This window comes from Niastella yeongjuensis, from assembly GCF_900110245.1.
Lineage (GTDB): Bacteria > Bacteroidota > Bacteroidia > Chitinophagales > Chitinophagaceae > Niastella > Niastella yeongjuensis.
Window position 1 is genome coordinate 750065 of the sequence record NZ_FOCZ01000003.1, and the last position, 23876, is coordinate 773940.

At 43.6% G+C, this 23876-nt stretch carries 19 protein-coding genes; 10 read left to right on the plus strand and 9 right to left on the minus strand.

Going from position 1 to position 23876, the window contains the following annotated elements:
- Positions 1-7 precede the first annotated feature (7 nt).
- The 4 genes from BMX95_RS11315 to BMX95_RS11330 are packed head-to-tail and all read left to right on the plus strand — an operon-like array spanning position 8 to position 6810.
- A complete protein-coding gene (locus tag BMX95_RS11315; RefSeq protein ID WP_165759112.1) occupies positions 8-3517 on the plus strand; it encodes an SGNH/GDSL hydrolase family protein in 3510 nt (1169 codons plus the stop codon).
- 5 nt (positions 3518-3522) lie between these two features.
- A complete protein-coding gene (locus BMX95_RS11320) occupies positions 3523-4833 on the plus strand; it encodes an SGNH/GDSL hydrolase family protein (RefSeq protein ID WP_081204566.1) in 1311 nt (436 codons plus the stop codon).
- 14 nt (positions 4834-4847) lie between these two features.
- Positions 4848-6224 (plus strand): alpha-L-fucosidase, encoded by a 1377-nt coding sequence (locus tag BMX95_RS11325; protein ID WP_081204567.1) that lies wholly within the window; start codon positions 4848-4850, stop codon positions 6222-6224.
- A 28-nt stretch (positions 6225-6252) separates the two neighbouring features.
- The gene (locus tag BMX95_RS11330) at positions 6253-6810 is read left to right on the plus strand and encodes a P-loop nucleotide/nucleoside kinase family protein (RefSeq protein WP_081204568.1); all 558 of its coding nucleotides are present in this window, start codon (positions 6253-6255) and stop codon (positions 6808-6810) included.
- Positions 6811-6875: 65 nt separating this feature from the next.
- Here the strand turns inward: BMX95_RS11330 and BMX95_RS11335 are convergent, their stop codons facing one another.
- From BMX95_RS11335 to BMX95_RS11345, 3 genes are all read right to left on the minus strand, one after another.
- On the minus strand, positions 6876-7763 hold the full coding sequence (locus BMX95_RS11335) for an OmpA/MotB family protein (protein ID WP_081204569.1): 888 nt from the start codon (positions 7761-7763) through the stop codon (positions 6876-6878).
- A 176-nt stretch (positions 7764-7939) separates the two neighbouring features.
- The gene (locus BMX95_RS11340) at positions 7940-8719 is read right to left on the minus strand and encodes a PI-PLC domain-containing protein (RefSeq protein ID WP_081204570.1); all 780 of its coding nucleotides are present in this window, start codon (positions 8717-8719) and stop codon (positions 7940-7942) included.
- A 141-nt stretch (positions 8720-8860) separates the two neighbouring features.
- Complete coding sequence (locus tag BMX95_RS11345; RefSeq protein WP_090519384.1) at positions 8861-9163, minus strand: polyhydroxyalkanoic acid system family protein; 303 nt, start codon at positions 9161-9163, stop codon at positions 8861-8863.
- Between the two features lie 242 nt (positions 9164-9405).
- On the opposite strand from BMX95_RS11345, the gene BMX95_RS11350 reads away from it, so the two are divergent.
- From BMX95_RS11350 to BMX95_RS11360, 3 genes are all read left to right on the plus strand, one after another.
- Positions 9406-11529 (plus strand): tetratricopeptide repeat-containing sensor histidine kinase, encoded by a 2124-nt coding sequence (locus BMX95_RS11350; protein WP_081204572.1) that lies wholly within the window; start codon positions 9406-9408, stop codon positions 11527-11529.
- On the plus strand, positions 11522-12262 hold the full coding sequence (locus tag BMX95_RS11355) for a LytR/AlgR family response regulator transcription factor (RefSeq protein WP_081204573.1): 741 nt from the start codon (positions 11522-11524) through the stop codon (positions 12260-12262). The genes BMX95_RS11350 and BMX95_RS11355 overlap by 8 nt, the downstream gene beginning before the upstream one ends.
- A 98-nt stretch (positions 12263-12360) precedes the next feature.
- Positions 12361-12882: a hypothetical protein gene (locus BMX95_RS11360; protein WP_081204574.1), complete on the plus strand. Its 522-nt coding sequence runs from the start codon at positions 12361-12363 to the stop codon at positions 12880-12882.
- A 7-nt stretch (positions 12883-12889) separates the two neighbouring features.
- Here the strand turns inward: BMX95_RS11360 and BMX95_RS11365 are convergent, their stop codons facing one another.
- The 4 genes from BMX95_RS11365 to BMX95_RS11380 form a co-directional block, all read right to left on the minus strand.
- On the minus strand, positions 12890-13357 hold the full coding sequence (locus BMX95_RS11365) for a hypothetical protein (RefSeq protein WP_081204575.1): 468 nt from the start codon (positions 13355-13357) through the stop codon (positions 12890-12892).
- 93 nt (positions 13358-13450) lie between these two features.
- Positions 13451-14107, minus strand: coding sequence for a hypothetical protein (locus tag BMX95_RS11370; RefSeq protein WP_081204576.1), 657 nt, complete (start codon positions 14105-14107; stop codon positions 13451-13453).
- On the minus strand, positions 14107-15324 hold the full coding sequence (locus tag BMX95_RS11375) for an AAA family ATPase (protein ID WP_081204577.1): 1218 nt from the start codon (positions 15322-15324) through the stop codon (positions 14107-14109). The genes BMX95_RS11370 and BMX95_RS11375 overlap by 1 nt, the downstream gene beginning before the upstream one ends.
- Before the next feature lie 116 nt (positions 15325-15440).
- Complete coding sequence (locus BMX95_RS11380; protein ID WP_242673266.1) at positions 15441-16445, minus strand: alpha/beta hydrolase; 1005 nt, start codon at positions 16443-16445, stop codon at positions 15441-15443.
- Positions 16446-17402: 957 nt separating this feature from the next.
- On the opposite strand from BMX95_RS11380, the gene BMX95_RS11385 reads away from it, so the two are divergent.
- Complete coding sequence (locus BMX95_RS11385) at positions 17403-19148, plus strand: SBBP repeat-containing protein (protein WP_081204579.1); 1746 nt, start codon at positions 17403-17405, stop codon at positions 19146-19148.
- A gap of 64 nt (positions 19149-19212) precedes the next feature.
- Here the strand turns inward: BMX95_RS11385 and BMX95_RS11390 are convergent, their stop codons facing one another.
- On the minus strand, positions 19213-20151 hold the full coding sequence (locus BMX95_RS11390) for a PKD domain-containing protein (RefSeq protein WP_081204580.1): 939 nt from the start codon (positions 20149-20151) through the stop codon (positions 19213-19215).
- A 163-nt stretch (positions 20152-20314) separates the two neighbouring features.
- Positions 20315-21841 (minus strand): lipase maturation factor family protein, encoded by a 1527-nt coding sequence (locus BMX95_RS11395; protein WP_081204581.1) that lies wholly within the window; start codon positions 21839-21841, stop codon positions 20315-20317.
- A 143-nt stretch (positions 21842-21984) separates the two neighbouring features.
- On the opposite strand from BMX95_RS11395, the gene BMX95_RS11400 reads away from it, so the two are divergent.
- Both BMX95_RS11400 and BMX95_RS11405 read left to right on the plus strand, forming a co-directional pair.
- Positions 21985-22575 carry an RNA polymerase sigma factor gene (locus BMX95_RS11400; RefSeq protein WP_081204582.1) on the plus strand — a complete coding sequence of 197 codons (591 nt, stop codon included), beginning with the start codon at positions 21985-21987 and terminating at the stop codon, positions 22573-22575.
- A gap of 114 nt (positions 22576-22689) precedes the next feature.
- Positions 22690-23874, plus strand: a complete 1185-nt coding sequence (locus BMX95_RS11405; protein ID WP_081204583.1) for a FecR family protein — start codon at positions 22690-22692, stop codon at positions 23872-23874.
- Positions 23875-23876 lie beyond the last annotated feature (2 nt).

The following is a 23876-nucleotide window of genomic DNA, read 5'->3' on the forward strand; positions in this document are numbered from 1 at the left end:
TATAACGATGCTGAAACAACTTATACTTCCCATATTTTGTCTTTTATTGATTGTTAGCCAGGACAGCTACTCGCAATCCGGGATCGGGAACCAATACTATTCGGTTCAACCAGTTGCCGGTTTTCAACAAACGCCTGCTTTTATCGTGATACATAAGGCTGGCAATATCAAACGTACTATTGTGCCACAGGTGCAACTGGTGTTTACTGGCAGTGAACCTGAACTCCTCAGCTCATCAATGGACGGACAACAGGGGATCGTAGCCTGGAGAACGGCCAATGGTGTTAGCCAGGACATCGGTAAACTGGGCAGCAAATCGCTCGTAGCGCAATCCTATAAGATCAGGAACAACCAATTGGAGTTTACATTTCCTCGTCAGGCGGAAGCAACTGTATCGCTGGTGGTAAAATTTGTGCCCGGTCAACAGGCGCCGGTATTTGAGTTGTCGTTACAGGCACAACAGCCTGGTAATTTTTCCTTAGGGTTTACCGGTATGCCTGCGGTTGATTCAGCTGATCTCGATTTTGTGTACCAGCCACTGACATGGAGCTGGAAAAGATTTCCCAGCCACTTTGCATTGACGGAAGAGGCGTATGCCAATACCGCGGCCGTATTCACCAATCACCATGGCTATACCGAAGGGCTGGCCGTTTCACTGGCAGATATTCCTTATCGTTATGCCGTGTCGGCCCAATGGAACAATGCCGGCAAACAGGATAATCAATTCTGGAAGGTTTTCCCTTCAGACGGACCAAAGGCAAACAGTTTGTTTGGAATGGCCATTCGCAATCCGGCCGGAAAAGCGCAGCCCATTATCTATGCGCCATTACCCGGCACAGCCCGGGCAAAACTGGATAAAGGTGAAAAGCATAGTTTGTCATTGGTGTACCTGTTGCACCCGGGTGATTGGCAAAAAGGGACTGACTATCTTCTGTCATCCATTTTTCATTATCGTACCGAACGGGAGAATGCCCGGGTGTCGTTGAACACTACCCTGGATAATATGCTGGCATTTGCGATGAACGATGAATACAGTGGCTGGAATGAAACACTCAAAGCGAGCAACTACCAGTTTGATGTGCCTGGTACAGTAAAGAATGTTTCTGCGCTGCATCCGTTGAGTCTGGCTATTGTTACCGGTAACGATACCATTTTGCGGCGGCGGGCATTGCCGATGATAGAATATGTAATGAGCCGTGAGAAATTTTTATATACCACCAGCGATACGCCGCATCAGGCCCAACAGCCTTCTCATTTATTAAAGGGCCCTTGTGTAGACATTGGCGAGTTAGGAGCGTTACATACGTTTACCCGGGGCTATACGCCTGCTTTTTCATTGGAAGCCAACCGGCTTTTTGGAAAAAGCCGGCAACTGAATATGAATACTGAAACCGGCGGTGGCAGCTGGCAGGATTACCTGGCACGATACAGGATGTACCGCCAAGCAACTGATCTGCAGAAAGCCATTGAAGGAGCGAATGTTTATCTGAAACAGGTGTACGATCATTATTCCCAAACTTTTTTTGATTCGCCCGGCCTCAGGGACAAAGGCGCCGGTTTTACTACAGATTATGGGTACCGCATTTACGACCTGTTTGAATTGTATCTTGAAACAAAGAAAGAGGAGTACTTACAGGCTGCTGTAACCGGCGCCCGGCAATTGTTACTATGGACAAGAAGCAATCCGGCGCCACCAGCCGGAAACATTGTGGTAAATAAAAATAATGAAGTGAAGGGTATTTTTCCGGGTCGCAGGGCAAGTGCAGTGGAAGGCTCGCCCTTTGTGCCTATGGATGAAACCACCCATTTGCCGCAACAGGAAATACCCGGGTGGCAAACCTCTTTGAATGGACTGATACCCGAAGCGCCCAATACCTATATGTTTGGTCCGGTTATGCTGGCCCACCATGCAGCCTGGTTATTACGGCTGGCGCATTATTCCGGTGACACGTTGTTGAGGAATGCCGCCTACAATGCCATCATTGGCCGTTATGCCAACTTTCCGGGTTATTACTTCACCTCACTGCATACAAATGTATATCAACAGGCAGATTATCCGATGCATCCTTTCAGGGAGGTGAAATACAATGCGATCTTTTATAACCATGTATGGCCGCATCTTACTTTACTGGTCGATTTTCTGGTGTCGGATTTTTATTACCGCTCAAAAGGAAAGATCGATTTTCCAGGAACCTATGCTCCCGGTTATGCCTTCCTCACCAGTCAGGTGTATGGCGCTAACAAAGGCACTGTAATGGGCAATAAGGATGTTCAGCTTTGGCTGCCCACAAACGCTTTGCAAGCCAATGGGATCGCTTTTAATTACCTGATGGGGCATAACGAGCAGGATGTATTTATTGCATTTGCCAACACCACCCAAAGGCATGTTACTGAACAGATCACGCTGAATAAACAAGTCATTCCCTGGCTTGCGGGAAAATCGTACCCGGTTGTGGTGTATGATAACAATGGCAACGCTAAAAATGGCGTGATGAAAAACGGGAGGTTGACAGTAACGCTGCCGGCAAATGGCCTTAATTGCATTCAGATAAAGGGCATATATCCCAAACAGGAAAAAGTAAACACGCCAACCCTTTCGGGCAGGAACCGGTTGATACGGTATACAGCCAATGAAGACAGTACGGCCGCCGCAACGGCCATGATCATTCAACCTAATGCGCAGCTGGCTGTATGTTATGTGTATTGTAACAAAACCGAAAAGGATTGGAAACAGTGCAGTCTTCGCTACCGCGTGAACAACGATTCCCGGTGGACCACTGTAACAGATACCGCTTATCCGTTTGAATTCGACTGGGCCTTACATCCCGGCGATGTAATTACGTTTGAGGTAACTGCTGTTAAACAGGATGGAAGTACCATTAGCTTTCCGGTACAAACGATCAACGGTGAAGGAAGAAAATTTACGCTGCTGGGTTTGGGTGATTCCATAACCGAAGGCGGACCTAATTTCTTTTCTTATTTGTTTCCGCTCGATTCTTTATTAAAACAGGCCGGCTATCAACCAGAATTTATCGGGCCGCGCCGTTCTGTACAAAATGGCGATACGCTGAACCATTCGGGGTTTAGTGGTAAAACGGCTGAGTTCCTGGCAAAGCAGATCGATAGCATCTATACAGCCTTTCCTGCTGATGTGGTTTTGCTGCATTCGGGGCATAACCATTTTAATACAGAAGCGCCGGTGGCCGGCATTATCAAAGCCCAACAGGCAATTATAGCAACTATTAAAAAGAAGAACCCGAATGCGTTGATCCTGGTAGCCGGTGTTATCACCAGTGGAAAACTGCCTAAATACGAATACATTCCAGCTCTTGACACTGCCATTAAAGCAATGGTCGATTCCCTGCATGATGCCAGGATCGTTTTTGTAGATCAGCAGCAGGGCTGGGATTGGCCCCGTTATACCATCGATGATAAAGTGCATCCCAATAGAACGGGCGCGGGAATTATCGCTGCCAATTGGTTCCACGCACTCAATGCCATCCAGAATAAAAAATAATAAGTATGTATTATCTGAAAATAAAACATCGATTGATTGGGTTGGGTCTTTTTGTGTGTTTGTATGCTTCAATTCCCGGGCAGGCCCAGTCGACCGTATCCCAGTCATCCCAAACATCCCAGACCATCCGGGTTCAGACAGATTCGTTGCTGCCGGCAAAAGAGTTATCAATAAGAAATTGTTTGCCGAATTTCTTTGCCAAAGTAAAAGCGGGGAAACCGGTCAGCGTTGCTTTTCTGGGTGGCAGTATTACCCGGGCGGGAAATGGGTATCGCGATCAGTTGTTAAGCTGGTTCCGTAGTCAATACCCGGCTTGTAAGTTTGAAGAAATTATGGCGGCGGTAAGCGGTACAGGGTCCGACTTTGGCGCCTGCCGCGTACAGCAACATGTTATTGACCACCAACCCGACCTGGTGTTTATTGAATTTGCCGTAAACGATAACCACATGCCTATGCAGCTGGTACGGGAAACTATGGAAGGAATCGTTCGCCAGATCTGGAAAGCAAACGCCAAAACCGACATTTGTTTTATCTACACACTGGCCAAAGAGAACCTGCCTGAGCTGCAAAAAGGCATATTTCCTGCCTCAGTTTCGGCCATGGAACCTATTGCCACGCATTATAACATCCCATCGATCCACATGGGCCTGGCAGTAGTGGAGGAGATCACAAAAGGGAAACTGGAGATCATGGGTAAAAAAGAGGAACCATCCACTACTCCCATCTTCTCGGTTGATGGGGTGCATCCGCTGCCTGAGACCGGTCATAAGATATATACGCAGGTGCTCAAAAAATGCCTGCTGCAAATGCAGGACAATGGATCACCGGCCAAACATACAATAGGGGCCGCGGTTGAACCGGACAACTGGAGCAATGCCGGCATGATAGCGGGGTGGAAAAAAGCTTCATTTAAAGGTGACTGGCAACTGACCGATTCGGTTACTAAAGGCCGCGAGTATTATCAGTTGTTGCCCCGGGTTTACGGCACGGCGGCAAAGGATGCCAGCGTTACCGTTCATTTTAAAGGTACACGCTTTGGCCTGGCGGATATAATGGGTCCTGGCACAGCAAATGTTGAAATAACCATCGATCAGCAGGCGCCCCGGGTGATCAGCCGGTTTGACGCCTTCTGCACCTATTACCGGTTAAATTATTTTTTAATTTCAGATCTTCAGCCTGGTAAACACACCGCCACCATCAGGCTGTCGCCTGATCCTGTTGACAAAGCCGCCATCTTAAAAACCCGGAACGTAACAGTGACCAACTGGCAACCCTATGAAAAGAATGCGATGTACATTGGCGCTATCCTGTATTAATGAATTAAAGTTGTATGAAAAAAATAGTTCTGTTTTTATTGTTGATCAGTAGCGCGTTCGTTCATGCGCAAACCTATTCGCCCAATTGGGAATCGTTGGATGCGCGGCCTGCGCCGCAATGGTTTAAAGACGCAAAATTCGGCATCTTTATTCATTGGGGTGTTTACTCCGTGCCCGCCTGGGCGCCGGTAGGAAAGGATTATGCCGTGTATTCAAAATATTCAGAATGGTACTGGAACCGCCTGGTGACGGATAGTTCAAAAGTAGGGAAGGCGTTCAGGGCGTATCACAACAGTACCTATGGCCCTAATTTTAAATACCAGGATTTTGCACCGCTGTTTAAAGCAGAACTGTTCAATCCCGAACAATGGGCCGATGTTTTCAAAAATGCCGGCGCACAATATGTAGTACTGACTTCAAAACACCACGATGGTTTTGCGTTATGGCCCAGTGCAGAAGCCTGGAACTGGAATGCAGCCGATGTGGGACCGCACAAAGACCTGGCCGGTGAACTCACCAATGCAGTAAAAGAAAAAGGGTTGCACATGGGTTTTTATTATTCGTTGTATGAGTGGTTCAATCCATTGTACAAAAGCGATATCGATAAATATGTTTCTGAACACATGATGCCCCAGTTGAAGGACCTGGTGAATCGATACAAACCCGATATTATTTGGCCTGATGGCGAATGGGAACATCCCAGCGAGACCTGGAAGAGCACCCAGTTCTTAGCGTGGCTGTATAATGAAAGTCCGGTAAAAAATACGGTGGTGGTAAATGACCGCTGGGGTAAGGAAACACGCAGTAAGCACGGTGGCTATTATACAACCGAGTACGATATTGTACATAATGAAGATGCCAGTAAGAAACAATTTGAACATCCCTGGGAAGAATGCCGGGGTATTGGTGGTTCTTTTGGTTATAACCGGAATGAAACGCTGGGTGATTATGAAACTTCCGATGCGGTGATCCACATGTTGATCCAGAAAGTGGCCCGTGGCGGTAATTTGCTGCTCGATATCGGGCCCGCTGCAGATGGTACCATTCCGGTGATCATGCAGCAACGGCTGGCTGATATGGGCGCCTGGCTGAAAACAAACGGCGAAGCTATTTTTGGAACTACTGCCACGAAACAACCATCAATCAATGGCGCCTGGTTCACACAAAAGAACATGGACCTGTATGTGATACTCACCGCTAAAATGGATAAGCCGCTTACCTTTGACCTGGCGACTGCGCCTGGAAAGGCTACATTATTAGGAGTAAACAAAAAAGTGACTGTTTCCTACAGGAGCGGGAAGTGTACCATTAATCCATTGGAATTGTATCCGAACCTGCCCGCCGGCGGTTATGCCTGGGTGATAAAGCTGGAAGGGGCGGCCGGTAAATAAAGTTTGCAATAACCAGCAAATAATAAATATGGATAAACCTTTATTAGTTGTGGTGACAGGCAGCCCCGCTTCGGGAAAATCCACCCTGGCGCATATCTTAGCCCGTAAAATCAATTGTCCGCTTGTTTCAAGAGATGAATTGAAGGAAGGGTTGATAAATACATTGGGCGTTTCGCATAGTCAATTGAACAAACCCATTGATCTGCAGGTGTATGAAATATTTTTTGAAACTATCGCGTTATTACTGTCAAAAGGAATATCGTTGGTCATCGAAGCAGCTTTTCAGGATAAATTATGGAGACCAAAGCTGACTAACTTATTGCAGCAAGCAACAATCAGGATCATCGTTTGCAAAACGGATACTGCGCTGATAAGGGAACGGTTTGCGACCCGGCTTTTAAATAACCCCGGCAGGGAGCAATTTCATGGCGACCAATCATTAAATGAAGAACAATTCGCTTTATTGATCGAAAATTACCAGCCTGTGAATATGGAGATACCTACCTTGCAGGTGGATACAACCAACCAGTATAACCCGGACATGGAAGTTGTCATTCAATTTGTAAAGCAACATAACGGCATTTGACCTATTATAATAAGAAAGGGTGTCCCGGATCATCGGAACACCCTTTCTTATGTTTGTTATATTTATTACTTGCTGGCTGTACTGGCTGTCGGGTTTTGCAACAATTTGTACAACTCATCCAGTTTGGGCGATAAGATGATGTCGGTTCTTCTGTTCTGTGCCCGTCCTTCAGCTGTGCTGTTTGTTTGGATGGGTTCAAACTGGCTATGGCCAGAAGCAACAACTCTTTCAGGTGTTACTTTATAATCGGTCGTAAGAATTCTTACAATAGAAGCGGCACGTGCCAGGCTCAGGTCCCAGTTATCCTGGTATTTACCGCGGATGGGAATTGAATCGGTATGACCTTCGATATCAACGGTGATATCCGGATTTATATTCAATACATCTGCCAGTTTGTGCAGGGCTTCTTTTCCCTTAGGGTTCACCACAGCACTACCAGAAGGGAACAGCAGGTTTTCCTGAAGACTTACATATACTTTACCATTTTTGGTAGCTACTGTAAGTTCGCTCGATTTGAAGCCATTAAGGGCAGCAGCCATCTTTTTTCTGATCTCTTCGATTGCCTGTTTCTGCTGGTCCATCAGGGCTTGTAATTGTTCCAGTTTCTTTTTCTGACTTACCAATTCCTGGCCGCTTTTGGTCAGCTGGGATTGTTTACTGGAAGCATCATTTATCAGTTTTACTTTTTCCTGGTTCAGGTCAGAAATATCCTTTGACAATTTGTCAATTTCCTGGTCCAGGTCGCTTATACTTTTGTTTTTCGACTCAACGGAGGCCTGCAGGTCAGCGACCTGTTGTTTTAGCTGACTCACATGCTGGGCGAGTACAGCGCTGTCGTTTCTGGCGGATTGCAATGCCGCCTGGGAGGCTTTGAATTTTTTTGTTGGAACACAACTACTCAAAAAGATCAGGGTACCAATAGAGATCTTCGTTACGGTTACAATTCTGTTCATAAAATACAGTACGATTTTTTATCAGGTGTACAAGGATTGGCTTCTTACCGATAAAAGCATGCCAAATATTTAAAGAGGTGTTTTTGAAGCATTAAGTTGCATTAAAAAACGCTTAGAATAAAGGAAACAATAAAGCCCCTTTTACAGGGGCTTTATTATATACAGGATAATAACTGTTATGACTTTCTGGCACCATTCGTTTTTAAGAACTCAGCCAGGGCTTTTATGCTGTCGGAATCTATATAATCAACGCCCAGTTCGATGAGTTTGGCCCAGCCCTCGTTGAAATCGGGGGTGTTCCATATTCTTATTTTTTTGCCTAAAGCGTGGCCCTTGTCAACTGCTTTTTTAAGTTTTTCCCATTCAGCAGGCAACATGGCTTCACGTCCTTTCCAGGTTGAATAATTAATAAAGTTATCGTTCAGAAAGGCGATGTGGGAGAGCGCGTCTTTGCTATAATTGGAGCTTAACAGGCCGTCGAACCACAGGAAGGAAGGGTAGGAGCTATAGGTAGAATGAGGCGGTTTATCGCCGGTTACCAGTATGGTCAGGGAACGGCAGCTGGTAATAGCCGGATATTTCATCAACACTTCTATGAGCCTGTTAACGGAAGCGACCCCTTCTCTTTTTATATCGAGCATCAGTACCAGTTTGCGGGCGGTATCTGCATATACATTGCCGCCGTTTTTTCCGATCATGTCAGCTAAGGGAGCCAGGTACAGGTTTTCGAAAGTGCGGTGTTGTTCAAGGTCTTTAAATGTATGCGCAACATACAACTCACTCTCGTTTAAATAAACATCGGCTTCCATGGAACCATATTCCAGGTTATAAGCGTTGAAAAAAGGTGCCGATTGTTGGTAATCATTATGCGAATGCGCATTGGCCGTAGTGTAAACAGCAGGTTGAGCAAGCACATGCATGCATGGAAAAAGAGCTAAAAAAAGCAGGGTTTTCATATGTATCGTTATCTGGGAATTAATTAAGCAAGCTCAAGTGTACGTTCTTCTCAGGGAAAGATATAATGGTAGGATGTTAGTGCAGGCAAATAAAGAAAAGAATAGTGAAAATTGCAACATTTTTTACAAATACATTGCCTGCTAAGCAAGCAATGTATTTGCTTTTTCTGTAATAAATGAGGCTATCTGGCCCTTGAACAGTGATACCGCGAAAGGCAGATCCGATTCCAGCAACACTTCATTTTCTTTTACCTGAATGGTGCCGGCAATATTGAAACCTTTGGCAGAAAAGCTGAAATCGCCATTGGGACCGTTCCAGTTTTCCTGAACATCGGTGATTGTGCCCTTTTGTTCTTCCTGCAGGCGGCTCAACATTTGTTTAATGCGGCTTAATGCCTCTTCCTGAGTTTGGGAATGCGGTATATTCAATGATAATTTCGACATATTGGTTTTCTTTTTACGCGCTGTTTTACCTGTTATACTAAAATATTGTGCCTGCAAAGGTAGGGCATCTGCCCAAATGAAATGCCCCGAAAGTTAGACAGTTTGGGGGCATTTGTCGTAACTTACTTATCCGTTCCCGCCAATTACCCTTCCAAACTGCGATATACTCAGCCAAATTTCAGCCCTTCCCTGTAAAACGGATCTTTGTACCACATGAACTGTTGCCAATACATATTGCTAATATGAGTAAGGCAGGTAAAATAATGCTTTTAGTAGTGCTTTTCTTTATGCGGGCAGTAGCTTTTGCGCAGCATAACCCTATTGAGAACCCGGGTAACCTGGCGCCCTTTACAAACGACACCAATCGTATCGATTGCCTGAATGCACTAAGTTATAAGTACATTATTCTTGAAAAAAAAGATTCTGCTGAATATTTTGCCACCTTAGCCTGTAAGGAAGCTCAAAAGATCAATTATATCCATGGCATTGCCGTAGCTTATTCCCGTCAGTCGCAAATAGCGAAACATTTTGACGATGATTTTATTAAATCGGAGACACTGGGAAAAACATCGCTGCAGTGGTATGAAAAGACCGGAAACAAGGAAGGCATCGATACCTTGTATAACTATCTTATATATACAGTTTTTTCCCAAAGCAGGTTTGAAGAAGCCATTGATTATACAGAAAAGAAATATGCCTTTGCAAAACAAAGCGATAATCTATCAAAAACGATGGATGCGTTGACCTGGATGTTTGCCATCTATAGGCAGCGCGGCATGTATGAAAAAAGCTTTCAGTTTGCCCGGCAGCGATATGACCTTGCCTTACAATCAAAAAATAAGATCTGGATCTCAACAGCCTTATACGGCATGGCACAGTTGTACATGTTGATAGAAGATTATCCGGACGCTTTATCTTATTTCCGGCGGGTGCTTCAGATGGATGATCAGGAAACCATACATGAAAGAATAAGTACCGACAATGACATTTGGTTTAAGATGGAGTTTACCGAGGTGTTCAGTCATTTGAAACTGTTTGATTCTGCCTGGCATTATTATAATTTATTTAAGCCGGCCAGTAACAAGGCGGCCTACTTTCGGGTGTATTGGGTTAGTACGGGAGAATGTTATTTATTGCAAAAAGATTATAATCGGGCACTGCAAAACTTTCAACTGGGGCTAAAAGAACACCAAAAACTGAATGACCGGAATGAAGTGATGCGTACATTGCTCGATATCGGGAAAACCTGGCTGGCATTAGGGGATGATAAGGCTGCTTTACAGTATGCAAGGGATGGATTACAAATAGCGCTTACAACAAAAACAAAACAGTTTATAAGAGACGGGTATCAGGTTTTGTATTCGGTTTTTGACCGCTGGCATCAAACAGACAGCGCCAACTTTTATTTCCGGAAGTATACGGCTATGAAGGACCTGGTAGCCAATGACCAGATAAAGGCAAAGTTTGCAGCCTATAAATACGATCAGCAGATTGAACTGCTGAATACAGAAAAACAGTTGCAACAGGAACGCCTCAGGCAAACAACCACCCAGAAAGAATTCCTGATCGTAATAATTGTAGGTATTGTATTGCTTGTCCCCGTGCTGCTTCGCAACTTTTTTTTAAAAAGAAAAAACGAAACCCATCGCCGAAAAATAGCAGAAAGCGAATTGCAATTACAAAAGCTGGAAGTCGAAAGAGCCAAAGCAGCTTTTCAAAAGCAGGCCGCTGACCTCGAAATGCAGGCACTGCGCGCACAAATGAATCCCCATTTTATTTTCAATTCGCTCAATTCCATAAACTGTTTTATTCTGAAAAACGACAAGCTACAAGCGTCTGCCTATCTTACCAAATTTTCAAAACTGATCAGGCTGATCCTTCAAAATTCACAGTCTGCCTTCATTACACTGGAAAATGAATTGGACGCTTTGCAATTATATCTCGAATTGGAAGCCGTACGTTTCGACCAGCAGTTCAGCTACGGTATTACGACAGCCGGTCTTGATGTTGCTATAATAAAAGTGCCGCCGCTGATCATACAACCCTATGTAGAAAACGCTATCTGGCATGGATTGATGTTGAAAGAAGAAAAAGGCCATCTTGAAATTAATTTATTCACGGAGGATACTACGCTGTATTGTAAAATAACGGATGATGGTATTGGGCGCCAAAGAGCAAAGGAATTGGGAAGCCGTTCTTCCCGCGACTATAAGTCGATGGGAATGCATATTACGGCAGAACGTATTACTATGCTGCAGCATAAAAAGCAATTGGATACAGTTATAGAAGTTACCGATCTGGCTCAGGCAGATGAGCATTCCGGAGGAACGGAAGTACTATTAAAAATACCTTTGTTGTATGATTAAAGCAATATGTATAGATGATGAAGTGCATTGTCTGGATACACTTGCTCTTTTGCTAAAAGAGTATTGTCCGCAGGTGCAGGTCATCGGGCAATGCCGTTCTGCAAAAAAAGGGTTAGAGGTTATTGAAAGTACCAAACCCGATCTGGTCTTTCTTGACATAGAGATGCCAGGAATGAATGGGTTTGATATGCTGGAACAGTTTGTCGAAATTCCATTTGCCATTATTTTTATCACCAGTTACGATCAGTATGCCATCAAAGCAATACGTTTCAGTGCGTTGGACTACCTGTTAAAACCCATCGATCCGAAAGAGTTAATTGTTGCTGTGCAAAAAGTGGAAGCCCGTAAAAGTCTTCCCGCTGCAGCGCAGTTCGACATGCTGTTGAAACAGATCAATCATAAAAGAAGTGATTTTGTAAAAATTGCCATTCCCACAGCAGAAGGCTTTGAATTAATTCCCGCTGATGAAGTAATACGTTGTCAGGCCAATGACAACTATACTTTTATTTTTATAAAAAACAGGAGCAGGGTCACCGCCTGCCGTACGTTGAAGGAAATGGAAGAATTGCTGGAACCATTTTCATTCTTTATACGGGTTCATCATTCCTGGATTGTAAACCTCAATGAGGTGATCAGGTATGTTCGGGGCGAAGGTGGTTATCTTGTTATGAGCGATGACAGTATGGTTAATGTGTCACGCAGCCGTAAGGAGTCGTTGTTGAAGTTTTTCTAAGGCTATTTTACCAATTACCCATCATTGCCGCTAACTACTCAGTTGCACTGGAAATGGCTGTTATGCCGACCTACCTTTGAGGCATAAAATTTACAGTCATGAAAAAAACAGCCATTTTCTTTCTCGCCCTGATTTTGCTTAACTGGAATACAAATACTATACAGGCCCAGTTAGCTAAAACTTCTATCCGGTTCGATGCTGTTCCTGCTGTGAGTCCCGGCATGTCTTCAGCAACAGTAGAAGAGTTTAACGCTAATTCAAAGGCAGGAAAAAGCTTTGCCAGAAAATATGAAAATGCCACCCATGCAAAATGGACCCAACTTCGTGATGGCAGTTCACTGGTCCATTTTTACATAGATGGCATTCAAACAAAAATATTCTACAACCGGAAAGGCAACGAGACAGGTATGATGCGTTATTATACTGAGCACGAATTGCCCGCTGATCTTCGGCAACAGGTAAAATCGGTTTACTACGATTTTGATATCTTTCAGGTGACTGAAGTTACAGTTGGTAATAAGACCGTTTACCTGGTGAAAATTAAAGATAAGAGCTGTACAAAAACAGTCCGGGTTGCGAACGGTGAAATGGATGTAGTGGAAGAAATCGAGAACTTATAAGCGGGTGTTATTCCCTTGTGAACTCGAAAAAATCAACATAATCGTTGTAATGAATAGAACCGGTAAAAGTGTCTCCCCAGGTATCCACGTCCACGGCCAGGTCAATGGTCTCAGTTCCGGAATAGTTGGAGACATTGATTGAAAGTTGGTGGTGGTTGGCCTCATAATAATTTCCATCCGAAGCAAAATAACCGGAATTAAAATCGTGTAAGGCCCAGGTACCGGTTAACGTATTACTTCCAATAGCGTATTCGGCGTTTCCGTTTTGATAGAAGGTAAAAACACCATCATCAAAACCACTTTCCACCTCATACCAGTTGGAATCGGTTCTTTCCAATTCTGAAGAATTGGTGATAGACCAGGAGCCAACGATAAAAGGTGGCGGCGGAGGTGGAGGGGTATAGGTACCTTTACTACAACTGGAAAGACTGGCAACGGTTATGCCTAAAACAGCAAGGGGTAAAATTGTTTTCATAAAATCGGGTTGTTAATTATCAGATGGATAATTGACGACCCGGTTTATTGTTGCGGGGTAATTAAGAGGGTTTTAACAAGTGGGGAGCCTATATTAGATAATTTCTTTCTGCGATCTTTTTTCAGGGAATGCCTTTTGTAGGGTTTCTATAAATATTTTAAGACTAGGGTTAAGAGCATGTTTCTGCATTAAAATTTTATTCTTTTTCATATCCTCAGATAAGGTTTGGTAAGATTTGCCTTCTTCATAATTTTTTTGATGAATTGAGAATCCTTTTTTTATAGCTATGTTTTCGATAGCCTTTTGACAACCTACCATTTTCGAATAATGAGCAGGTTGATTTGAATTAAAGGGCATTAACCAACACTCCATGTCATGAATGCAAATTGCAAATAAAAATTTATCCTCATTTTCATAATAATAATCGCTGCCAATCCTTTTTATTAATGAAGTTATTACTTTGTCTATAAAAGTCGAAACTTGTGAGTCGTCATCGCCTATATGTTTTAAGTCATCTTTCCACTCTTCACATTTGTCAGTATCGACCTGTATTATTGTATAATCACTATAATCTACCCCTTCTCTAAATTCCAGCGTAGATAGATAGTTAAATAGATTGCCCCAACCTACTGGTTCAGTTTGTTTTGGCAATAGCCTCGTTACAGGCAAATTCTTATCGTTAAAAAAGCCAATTAGCAGATTTTTAATTACAATAAAATCTGTTAATCCTTCACCGGCAAATGCAATCATTATTCAATAGTTTCTGGATTACCACCAATATATCCTCTTATCCACGCTTCAGATAACTTCACATTTTTAGGTTGTTTAGTTATTTTATCTGCAATTGTTTCTCCTTCGGAGTTCCGTCTTATAACAAATAGGCTTTGTTCAACATCTTGCAGATTAAGGCCATCTAATACGTGTGGATTTTGAGTAGTTAAGATCAGTTGTTTGTTATGGTTTTTTGCAAGCTCAACTAATTGTTTTATTAACTCCTCGCAAAGTCGAGGATGAAAAGACGCTTCAATATTATCAATGGCAAAAAAAGCAGGGGTTTCTTTGCTTATGATTAAAGAAATATAAAATAATAAGAAAAGGAACCCTTCATTTACGTTGTGTTGGTTTAAAGACAAACTGGGTATAAATCTGTCTTTTACTATTAAGCTTTTTCTTTCTGTTGTTTTATCAGAAACTGCCTCGAAGTCGTCAAACCACTCAATAATATGCAAATACTTCTTTATTTCATTGATTGTTTCTTGTCCATAATTTTCATTGAAAATTTGAAGTAGGTTAAATAGTCCTTCTCCTTTGATTCCTAATGGTTGTATTTGACTTTCCTCTTCAAGTTTTCTTAAGGAACTTTGTTCTGGACTGTAAATTATAAAATTTGATAAAATATTATTATGATCTACTAACTCAGATGCATGTAATAAACTCTCTAACTCCGCAATTTTTTGTTTGTGCTTTACATGTTTATCATTTAATAGGTTACTTTTTTCCAAAGAGATATTTTCCAATTTTGCTTTTTCTAATTCAACATCAAAATCGTTAATTTCTTTAGTTAACTTATTTAGCAGATGCACAACATTTTGGAGAATGTTATACTTGGTTTCATTTTCTTTTACACTCCATTTCGGAATAGGAGATTTTGTTTCAAAAATTGTATGTGAATAATCTATTCCGATTTCATTTCTTGCGATAATCCTGAAATTTATTTCAATCGACTCTGGAGATGTACCATCAGTAAAAGCACTTTTCATTAAACGAGCTTCTGACGTTCTAATTCCTCTTGATCCTAAAAATTCATTATCTAGCCTATCCGCAGATGCTGCGGCTCCAAACGCTATGGCTTCTAAAATATTAGATTTACCAGAACCGTTTGATCCAATCAAAATATTAAATCGACTTAAGGGAAGCGTTAAATCCTGTACAGACTTGAAATTTTTAATTCTTACTTCTTTTATCACGAATTGTTATTTGATCAATCAAATATAGTTCTTTTGCCGATTTATGCATAAACTAATGAATAGCAGTGTGTTTTGCGTATTGCTGTATGGATTACAGATTAACTTTATTACCCCCCTCACAACCACTTCCCAAACCACTCAAACATCATTTGTTCATGCTCAGGTGTTACTTTATGCGGCGTATTGGGAGCTACATAAATTTTTAGCTTATCCGTTGCATGAGCGCTTTCATAAGTTGCTGCAGCTGCGCTAAAAGCTATCTTAGCCCCGGGGAGCGGACAATTCTGATCAAGTTCTGAATTCAGGATCAATAGGGGTCGGGGCGCGAAAAGCCGTATCATGGAAGGACAATCGAATTCGCCGGTTATGCCGGGAACGACCTTGTTCCAGAGTTGAAGGATGTTTTGTTGGTTGATAGCAGAATCGCCCAGGTCTTTTGCAGCCTGTAGATGCGCTCCTTTGATAGTACCCACACGGCCCTGCCATTTATTATTTTCTAGCGACCATTTAAAACTCTGTACCCCGATCATCGGCACGGCCACTTTAATTCGTTTGTCAACAGACGCAGCCATCCAGGTTTCAATGCCACCCATGGAAATACCTGTCATGCCAATGCGTTTGGGCTGAACATCGGGCCGGGTGATGAGGTAGTCGGTCAGCCGCCAGAGATCATATACGGTATCAAAATAAAACGGATGCTCCTGGTGACTGCTGTCGGTGTTTTGCCAGGCCCGGGTAATAGCGCCCACATACCCGCCTGTTGCTTTTAAACTGTCTGTCAGTCTTTCGCCATGGTACCGGGCATCGATAGCAATCCCCATAATGCCCATTGTAGAGAATTTATACAAAAACCGCTTTATATCGCCCTGGCTTTTGTTGCCGCCAGTACCGTGCAGGCAAATAACAACCGGAAATGATTTCAGTTTGGTATGAACCGGTTTGTAAATGAGGATGGGGATCTTTTCGTTGGCTTCTGAATAAATAAATCCCTTTTCGATAATAACGGAATCGGTACGGGTAACCTCAAAGGAAGGACGGAATGGAGTAGCGGGTCTTTTCAACAAACTGGTAAAGTCGCTGGCCACTTTGTCAGCCGGAAGATAACTGTCGGATTGTGCCATGCCGGACTTACAGCTTAGAAGCAATAAAACCAGTAATAATAAACGGCCGGACTGTTTGTAAAATATTGAGTTCATAGGCAAATGATCTATTGTCCCTGCGAATATAAGGCTATATTTTACTTCCAATTCCCAAAATGTGACGGGCTTCGGAAAGACATGGGACGGTTCGAGGCAAATGGTGGGATGAAATGCAATGTCGCCTCGGAAAACTCAATTTTCGTGTGACGGTTCGAGGAAAACCGTGTGACGAAAGGTAGAAAACCGGGGATCGGTTTTCTGATCCTCCTCTTTGGAGCCTCCATTGATCCTCAATGGAGCCTCGGAATCCGAGAAAGCATTGAGGTAGCATCAAGGATAGTGTATGTGTCCGAGATAATGTTCTTCAACCGGTATTGAGCCGGGTTTGATCCCCACATTGTTCGGACTTTGTTCGGATTTTCCCTGTGTACACCCGAACATTCCCAGGGAGAATCCGAACAACTTCCGAACACAATCAGGTACCACACCCCGTGATTACCGGCGCCATCCCGAACAATACCATGTTTTTCCCATAACCATGTAAGACATATATATACCATTGTAGACATAAATAGGAGACATAAACCGTTATAGACCATCTTAGACATGCAAACGATTGTTTCTGCATAAAACCAACTTACATTTGTATGGAAGGAGGGAGATGGATTCCGAATTCCTGATTTCAATCAGTTTCCTGAATCATCAAAACATCTTTACTTTGTATTGTTTATTACCTCTCCTGTATAAGGACACTTCTAAATCTACGGCCATACTTTATATGGCAAGCGCCTGATTCAAATCGTCAAAAACTTTTACTATTAGCTGTCCGGTTAGCCGGTAACAGGGTTGGTTCTCTTTGTCCAAAAATACTTTTCTTGAAAAATAAACGAGTTCCCTGTGATGATGCATTCTATAAAACAATTCTAAAATTTTTGGACTATGAGGACAATTTTACGCTTCAAGAAGCATTTGCTGCTTACTGCCTGTATTATTTTAGCCAACATTAGTTTTTCGCAATTGTCCCAGGAATGGGTATCGCGCTATAACGGTTCCGGAAACGGCAGTGACGGGGCCAGATCGCTGGCGCTTGACAAAGACGGTAATGTATATGTAACGGGAAGCACTACCGGCACTACATCGGGTTTGGATTACAGAACAATAAAATACAGTCCTGCCGGCCAGGTACTCTGGAAAACCGTTTGGAATGGTTCTGCTAACGGAGATGATGAAGCCTTTTCAATAGCTGTAGATGGCGATGGCAATGCTTATGTTACCGGAAGGAGCCAGGGTAATGGGACTGGGTTCGATATGGTTACCATAAAATATAATTCAGCTGGCGTACGGCAATGGTCGGCAAAGTATAACACCCCCGGAAATACGCTCGACTGGGCGAAATCCATTGCAGTTGATAGTAAAGGTAATGTATACATTACCGGGGAAGGTGGACTGGGCGCCGATCTGACATCCGACTATGTCACTATAAAGTATAATACCAATGGAACGCGGCTATGGGTGGCCAGGTACGATGGCCCGGGCCGTAACGACGGCGCCAATGCTTTAGCGTTGGATGAAGATGGCAATGTGTATGTAACGGGTAGAAGCCCTGCCGGTATCGACATCGATGAGGAAGATATGGATATGACCACCGTCAAGTACAATACGAATGGGGTTCAGCAATGGGTAGCCAGGTATGATGGGCCTGTTGCCGGCAATTTTTTTGATCAGGGACAAGCCATTGCAGTCGACAGGCTGGGGAATGTATATGTAACCGGAAACAGCGCCGGCAGTAATCTGGAAGATGCCGCAGACTATGCCACTGTTAAATATAACCGGAATGGTATACAACTGTGGTCCGCAAGATACAATGGCCCCGGTAATTCCACCGACGTCCCCTGGTCAATTGCGGTAGACCAAGCCCTGAATGTTTACATTACAGGCTGGAGTGCTGCGGGGCCAAATGAAACGAATTTTGATTATGCTACTATCAAATACAACGTATACGGACAACAACTTTGGTTAAAAAGATATAACGGGCCGGCCAATGGTAATGACCAGGCAAGTGCCCTTGCCATTGACAAAGATCATAACGTATATGTAACCGGGCGAAGTACAGGTATTGGCACGGGATATGATTTTGCAACCATTAAATACAATCTGTCTGGCCATGAACAATCGGTGGCAAGATATAATGGCCCGGGAAATGGCGCCGATGGCACGGCGATCTTTATTGGATTGTATACATCGCATCCCATAGCTGTTGACAAAGACCGCAATGTATATGTAACGGGGCTAAGTACCGGAAATACCAACAATTTCGATCTTACCACTATTAAATATGGGCAGCCTGATGCGGTACTTCCTCCACTTATTACAAGCGACACAGAAGGTACAGGAGTCAGGAATACCATACCACCCAGCTTTAAGGTATTTGTGGCGCCTAATCCGGTAGCTATTACAACAAAAATCTCATATGATTTGCCGGTTGAAGGCAAGGTGTCCATAGGCATCTACGACATGCTGGGCAGGAAGATCTCAACGCTGGTTGATGCCACCAAACCGGCGGGCATGCATTACACGGACTTCGATGTGTCTGCCCTGCCATCCGGTATATATACTTACCAGATCATGGTAAAAACGCCGCAATCATCGTGGTCACAAACAGGGAAGATAAGTGTAGTAAAATAAAGGTTAGTAACAAGGGCTTCGTCTGTAAGTAGGCGAAGCCTTTTCTTTTTCGTTATTTCATTGCTTATTTAAAGAAAGGACTGACGTTTAGAATATCCCGGTCAGTTTGTTGAAGTATACAGTTGGGGTAAATCAGGTAGCCTGTCCACATGATTGCCAGATCATTCATATTATCCGGATGAGGCAGCCCGAAGGCATGACCTAATTCATGTCCGCCGCCGCCAATCCATCTGTTGGGATCTGGGTTTTCGGGGTTTAAACCAAGGAGGCCCTTTAAGTCCTGATCGCCCATTGCACAGAAGCCTGTTGATCCGGCTCCGCCGCCCGGTGCAGCCACATAAACAAAATAGGCATAGTTTGTAGTGTTAAAAGAACTGCCTAATAATTGTTGCATTTCATAGTACGTGTTATTGTAAGCATAAAAGCGGGGATCTGTTCCGCTGATGCTTCCATTGTCACTGTTATACCAGGTGCTGTCATGTAAGCCCGTTAATGTATCAACTACCAGCGGATTTAACACGAACGTTTTGTTATTCCCCATCTGTGTTTTATACCAGGCCTGTATATTCGTGGTTGCATCTTTTAATGCAGTATAGTAGCTTTGATTAAACTGTTTGCCTCTGGGTGTTATAAGGTAAACTACTACTGAATTCAGGATAGGGGCAATTGTTATTTCTTTTATTACACTGTCCCTGCCTATGGCATTCATTGCTACCAGTTTTACCGAGTAGGTTCGCGGCGAATTATAGGTACGTTTTTCGTTTTTGTTGTTTGATACGTCGGTACCTGAGAAATACCATATATAACTGTTGCTGTAGGTGGAGGTGTTATTGAAAGTCACGGTGCATGGCACCTGTCTGCTGTTATTTAAACTGAATGTGAAATCAGCTTGCGGTTTCTTTCCCGTTGATGGTTTATCTATACCACAGTCATAGTCCTTTTTACAGGAAATAAAAAAAGTAAGCGTGGATAAGACGACGATAGAAAAAAGTTTTGGCTGCATGTCGAACGTTTTTGAATCAAATTATAAGAATCGTTTTGAAATGCATGCTCAAACTATTCAAGGTCATCGTTTAGCCAGGTAATAAACCATTAAAGCGCCTGTTTATTGATCTAAATCATAAATTATCGGGTACCCATTTTATAAAATTGTGCATGTGCCCGGGTTATTGCAACCAGCCTTCTCTTTTCAAATATATCAACAAGCTGGAATCTCCAGCCGATAAAGGCGGTAACCAAATAGCGAGTTGTTCACGCGACCACCAGTTGCCTTCGGCATTGCCTGGTTTGGCAAACCGGTAGCGATACAAAATTGCCCGAATGTACTTAGGTGGGTTATGGGGAAAAGGATTTTGTGCAAACAAACTGGTTGCCATGGGATCGTTGTGCAACAATTTGTATATGAGGTGTAAAGTCCAGGGATATTCATCGGCAGTTGACATGGCTGCGAACCACATTTGCCAGTCAAGCCGCAATTGATAAGGCGCTACTTGCGGCGATGGTTGGTTGAGTAGCACCGGTAGCCCCTTATACAGATAAGGTTGCCAGTGAGCATTGTCGCTAGAGTCGTTATCCGCGGTTCCTTCAAACACTACATTGAGGCGTTCCTGGCCTACCGACCCGAATGCGCCATACGTATTCACCAATTCAAACGGATCGAAGGAAGTGTTCATGATCTGTTTGGAGGAGAAAAGGTTTGCTGCGGGTTGAATACTGAGCAGTCCAACAATGAGGGTCACAGCCCAGGCGGTTGTTTGCATGGGTTTTGAATAGACAGCGGTTTCTCGGGCAGCATCAGCTTTTTGCACCAGTCTTTTGGGAAGTAGTTTTGTCCAGAAGCCATCGTCGAAACACGCCAGGGCCGGAATGATGGACAGCCAGTTCAGAAAGGAAAGATTGCCGCTGGCAATCAGGGTAAGCTGTAATAAGATCATGATCACTCCGGCAATATGCCTTGCGGGGCGGGGCCAGAAAGCAAAGACCGGCGCTACCAGCTCTGCGAGCCAGTTGAACCATACGCCTATCCTTAAAACGCTGTGTGGCAGAAAATGAAACCAGCGGCTTAACGGACCGGGAATAGGTTGTGTTTCGAAATGATAATACAACGCGGTGCTGTTGCGCCATACTTCATCACCCCGCAATTTGATCAGTCCTGCGCCCAGCATTAACCGGCAAATCAACCAACGGAACAGCACAATAATGGGAAAGGGAGGCGCCCGCCGGGGAAAAGGACGCATATCGAGCAACGGACAAAGAAAGATGGCCAGAAAGCCGGTTTCACACAATTGAATTTCCCAACCATAGCCGTACCATTCCTGCCCTATATGAACCAGTGACAGGTACAACACCCACAGCAGCGCCATAATAATTGCATTGGCAAACCCGGCTGCCACTAAACACGACAGCACAAACCCGATCCACGAAACTGTTATCAACGCGGTGTCGGTATGCCAGAACCAGAAAATGGAAGGCAATTTTATAAATGAAGCACCATTGGAACCCAGCCATTGGCTGATGCTTTTTATGTACAAACTAACCGGAAGCAATCCATGTGAACCAATGAGGGGCAGTACCTGGTTGATGGCCACCAGAAAGGCGATCGCATAAATAAGACCCAGCATACGAAGGATCATAAACCGGGTGAGCCAGTAGGAAGGGGCAGCGCGTTCTTCAATAGTTGTTTTGTTGTTCATATACAAAGGTTTGAAGTGAACGGGTAATTACAGCGCTACAAACCGGATGCCTGTTTGTTTTATATTAAAAAATTGTAAAGTTTCTCTGGGAGAAAGGTAAAAGATAACCATGAATTTTAAGTTTGCACCAAGGTTTATTACGGATGGGAAAGGTATATATAGAAAATGTTCTGCTACAGGCCACAGCGGAAGGCGATGAAAAAGCCTTCAGTGAAATATTCAATCATTACCGCAATAAGATCTATTCCTTTGCCTGCCGCCTTACCGGTTCAACCGATGTTGCTGACGAAATATTACTGGATGTTTTTCTAAGGGTGTGGATGAAGCGGGAAGAACTTCCTGAGATAAAGCTTTTTCAGGCATGGCTTTTTACCATTACCCGTAACAGGGTCTTCAGTACGCTGAAACAAATGGCGCTTCGAAAAGAAGCAGAGAATTCCTTTGAAAAAGGAAATAACCTTTTGCTGGAGTCAACCCCGCATGATTTTTTGCTGGATAAAGAATACCAGGACGTGCTGCAAAAGGCAGTTGCCCAATTACCGCCTCAACAGAAAAAAGTGTACATGCTCATCAAAGAGTATGGTATGAAAAGGGAAGAGGCTGCACAGGAATTGAACCTGTCGCCCGAAACAGTGAAACATTATTTGTCAGAAGCTATGTATTCCGTTCGTACGTATTGCCTTGCTCACTTAGGTGTTTATGCAACCCTGCTTATTATTAAGGACCTCTATTAATTGTTTCCCGCTACAGCTTCGTAATATTAAGAAATTGTTACACGAACATTTTTTTTAGTTTTCAGCCCCCCCATCTTTTTTTAACAGGAGTCTTGTATTGTAAACTCACTGTCTGTGTCTGATTTTATAACATTGTTCCGCAAATACGCTGAGGGTTCCTGTACCGATAACGAAAAACAGGAATTGTTTACGCTGATCGCTTTATCGGAAAATGATTCCATGCTACATGATGAATTGGATCTTCTTATCAACACCATGGATGAAGATCTGGCGGTACCTAATGAGAAGGCCAATGAGATCCTGTCGGTTATTCTACGCCTAAAACCGGGGAAAGCAAAAACAAAAAGACTGTTCCCATTTGTATGGCAGGCTGCTGCTGCCATCCTGTTGCTGTTGGGCAGCGGTCTGTATTTTCTGCTTACACGACCTGCAGCCACGAATACTACACAGCTGGCTGTTGTAAAAGAAATAACGCCGGCTGCCAACGGCGCCATTCTTACACTCGATAATGGGAGGACCATTCTATTGGATAGTATGCAGCAGAATGTTATTTACCAAAGTGGATCAACAATAAAACTGAATAAAGGCGTGGTGACATATGAAGCAAATACTTCCGGTACTGCCAGCTACAACACCCTCACCACACCTAAAGGAAGAATATTTCACCTGGTGCTGCCCGATAGTTCAGATGTATGGTTGAATGCAGGCAGTTCAATAAGATACCCTACTGCATTTACAGGCGCCGAAAGAAAGGTAGAGCTGCAGGGGGAAGCCTATTTTGAAGTAGCGCACAATGCCCACAAGCCGTTTATCGTAAGCAAGGGCAGTACTACTGTACAGGTACTCGGCACCCATTTCAATGTGAACGCTTATGATGATGAAGAGGCAATCAAAACAACCTTGCTGGAAGGAAGCGTGAAAGTGGTGTTATCGGCAGGCCGCAATCCACAATCGGCAATATTAAAACCTGGTCAGCAAGCCATTGCAATAGGCAGCCCGGTCACCACTGCCCATTCACTACTCACCATAAACAATTCTCCGGATCTTGACCAGGTAATTGCCTGGCGAAAAGGCATCTTCAATTTTGAGAATGCTGATCTTAAAGCGGTGATGCGTCAACTGGAAAGGTGGTACGATATACAGGTGGCGTACGAAAACAATGTGCCCAATATTGTCTTTGGCGGAAAAATGAAACGCGATCTGAACCTGTCTCAGGTGCTCAGGATCCTGGAAATATCAAAGGTGAATTTCAGGCTAGAGGACAGAAAATTGATTGTTAGCAGCCAATTATCTAATTAATA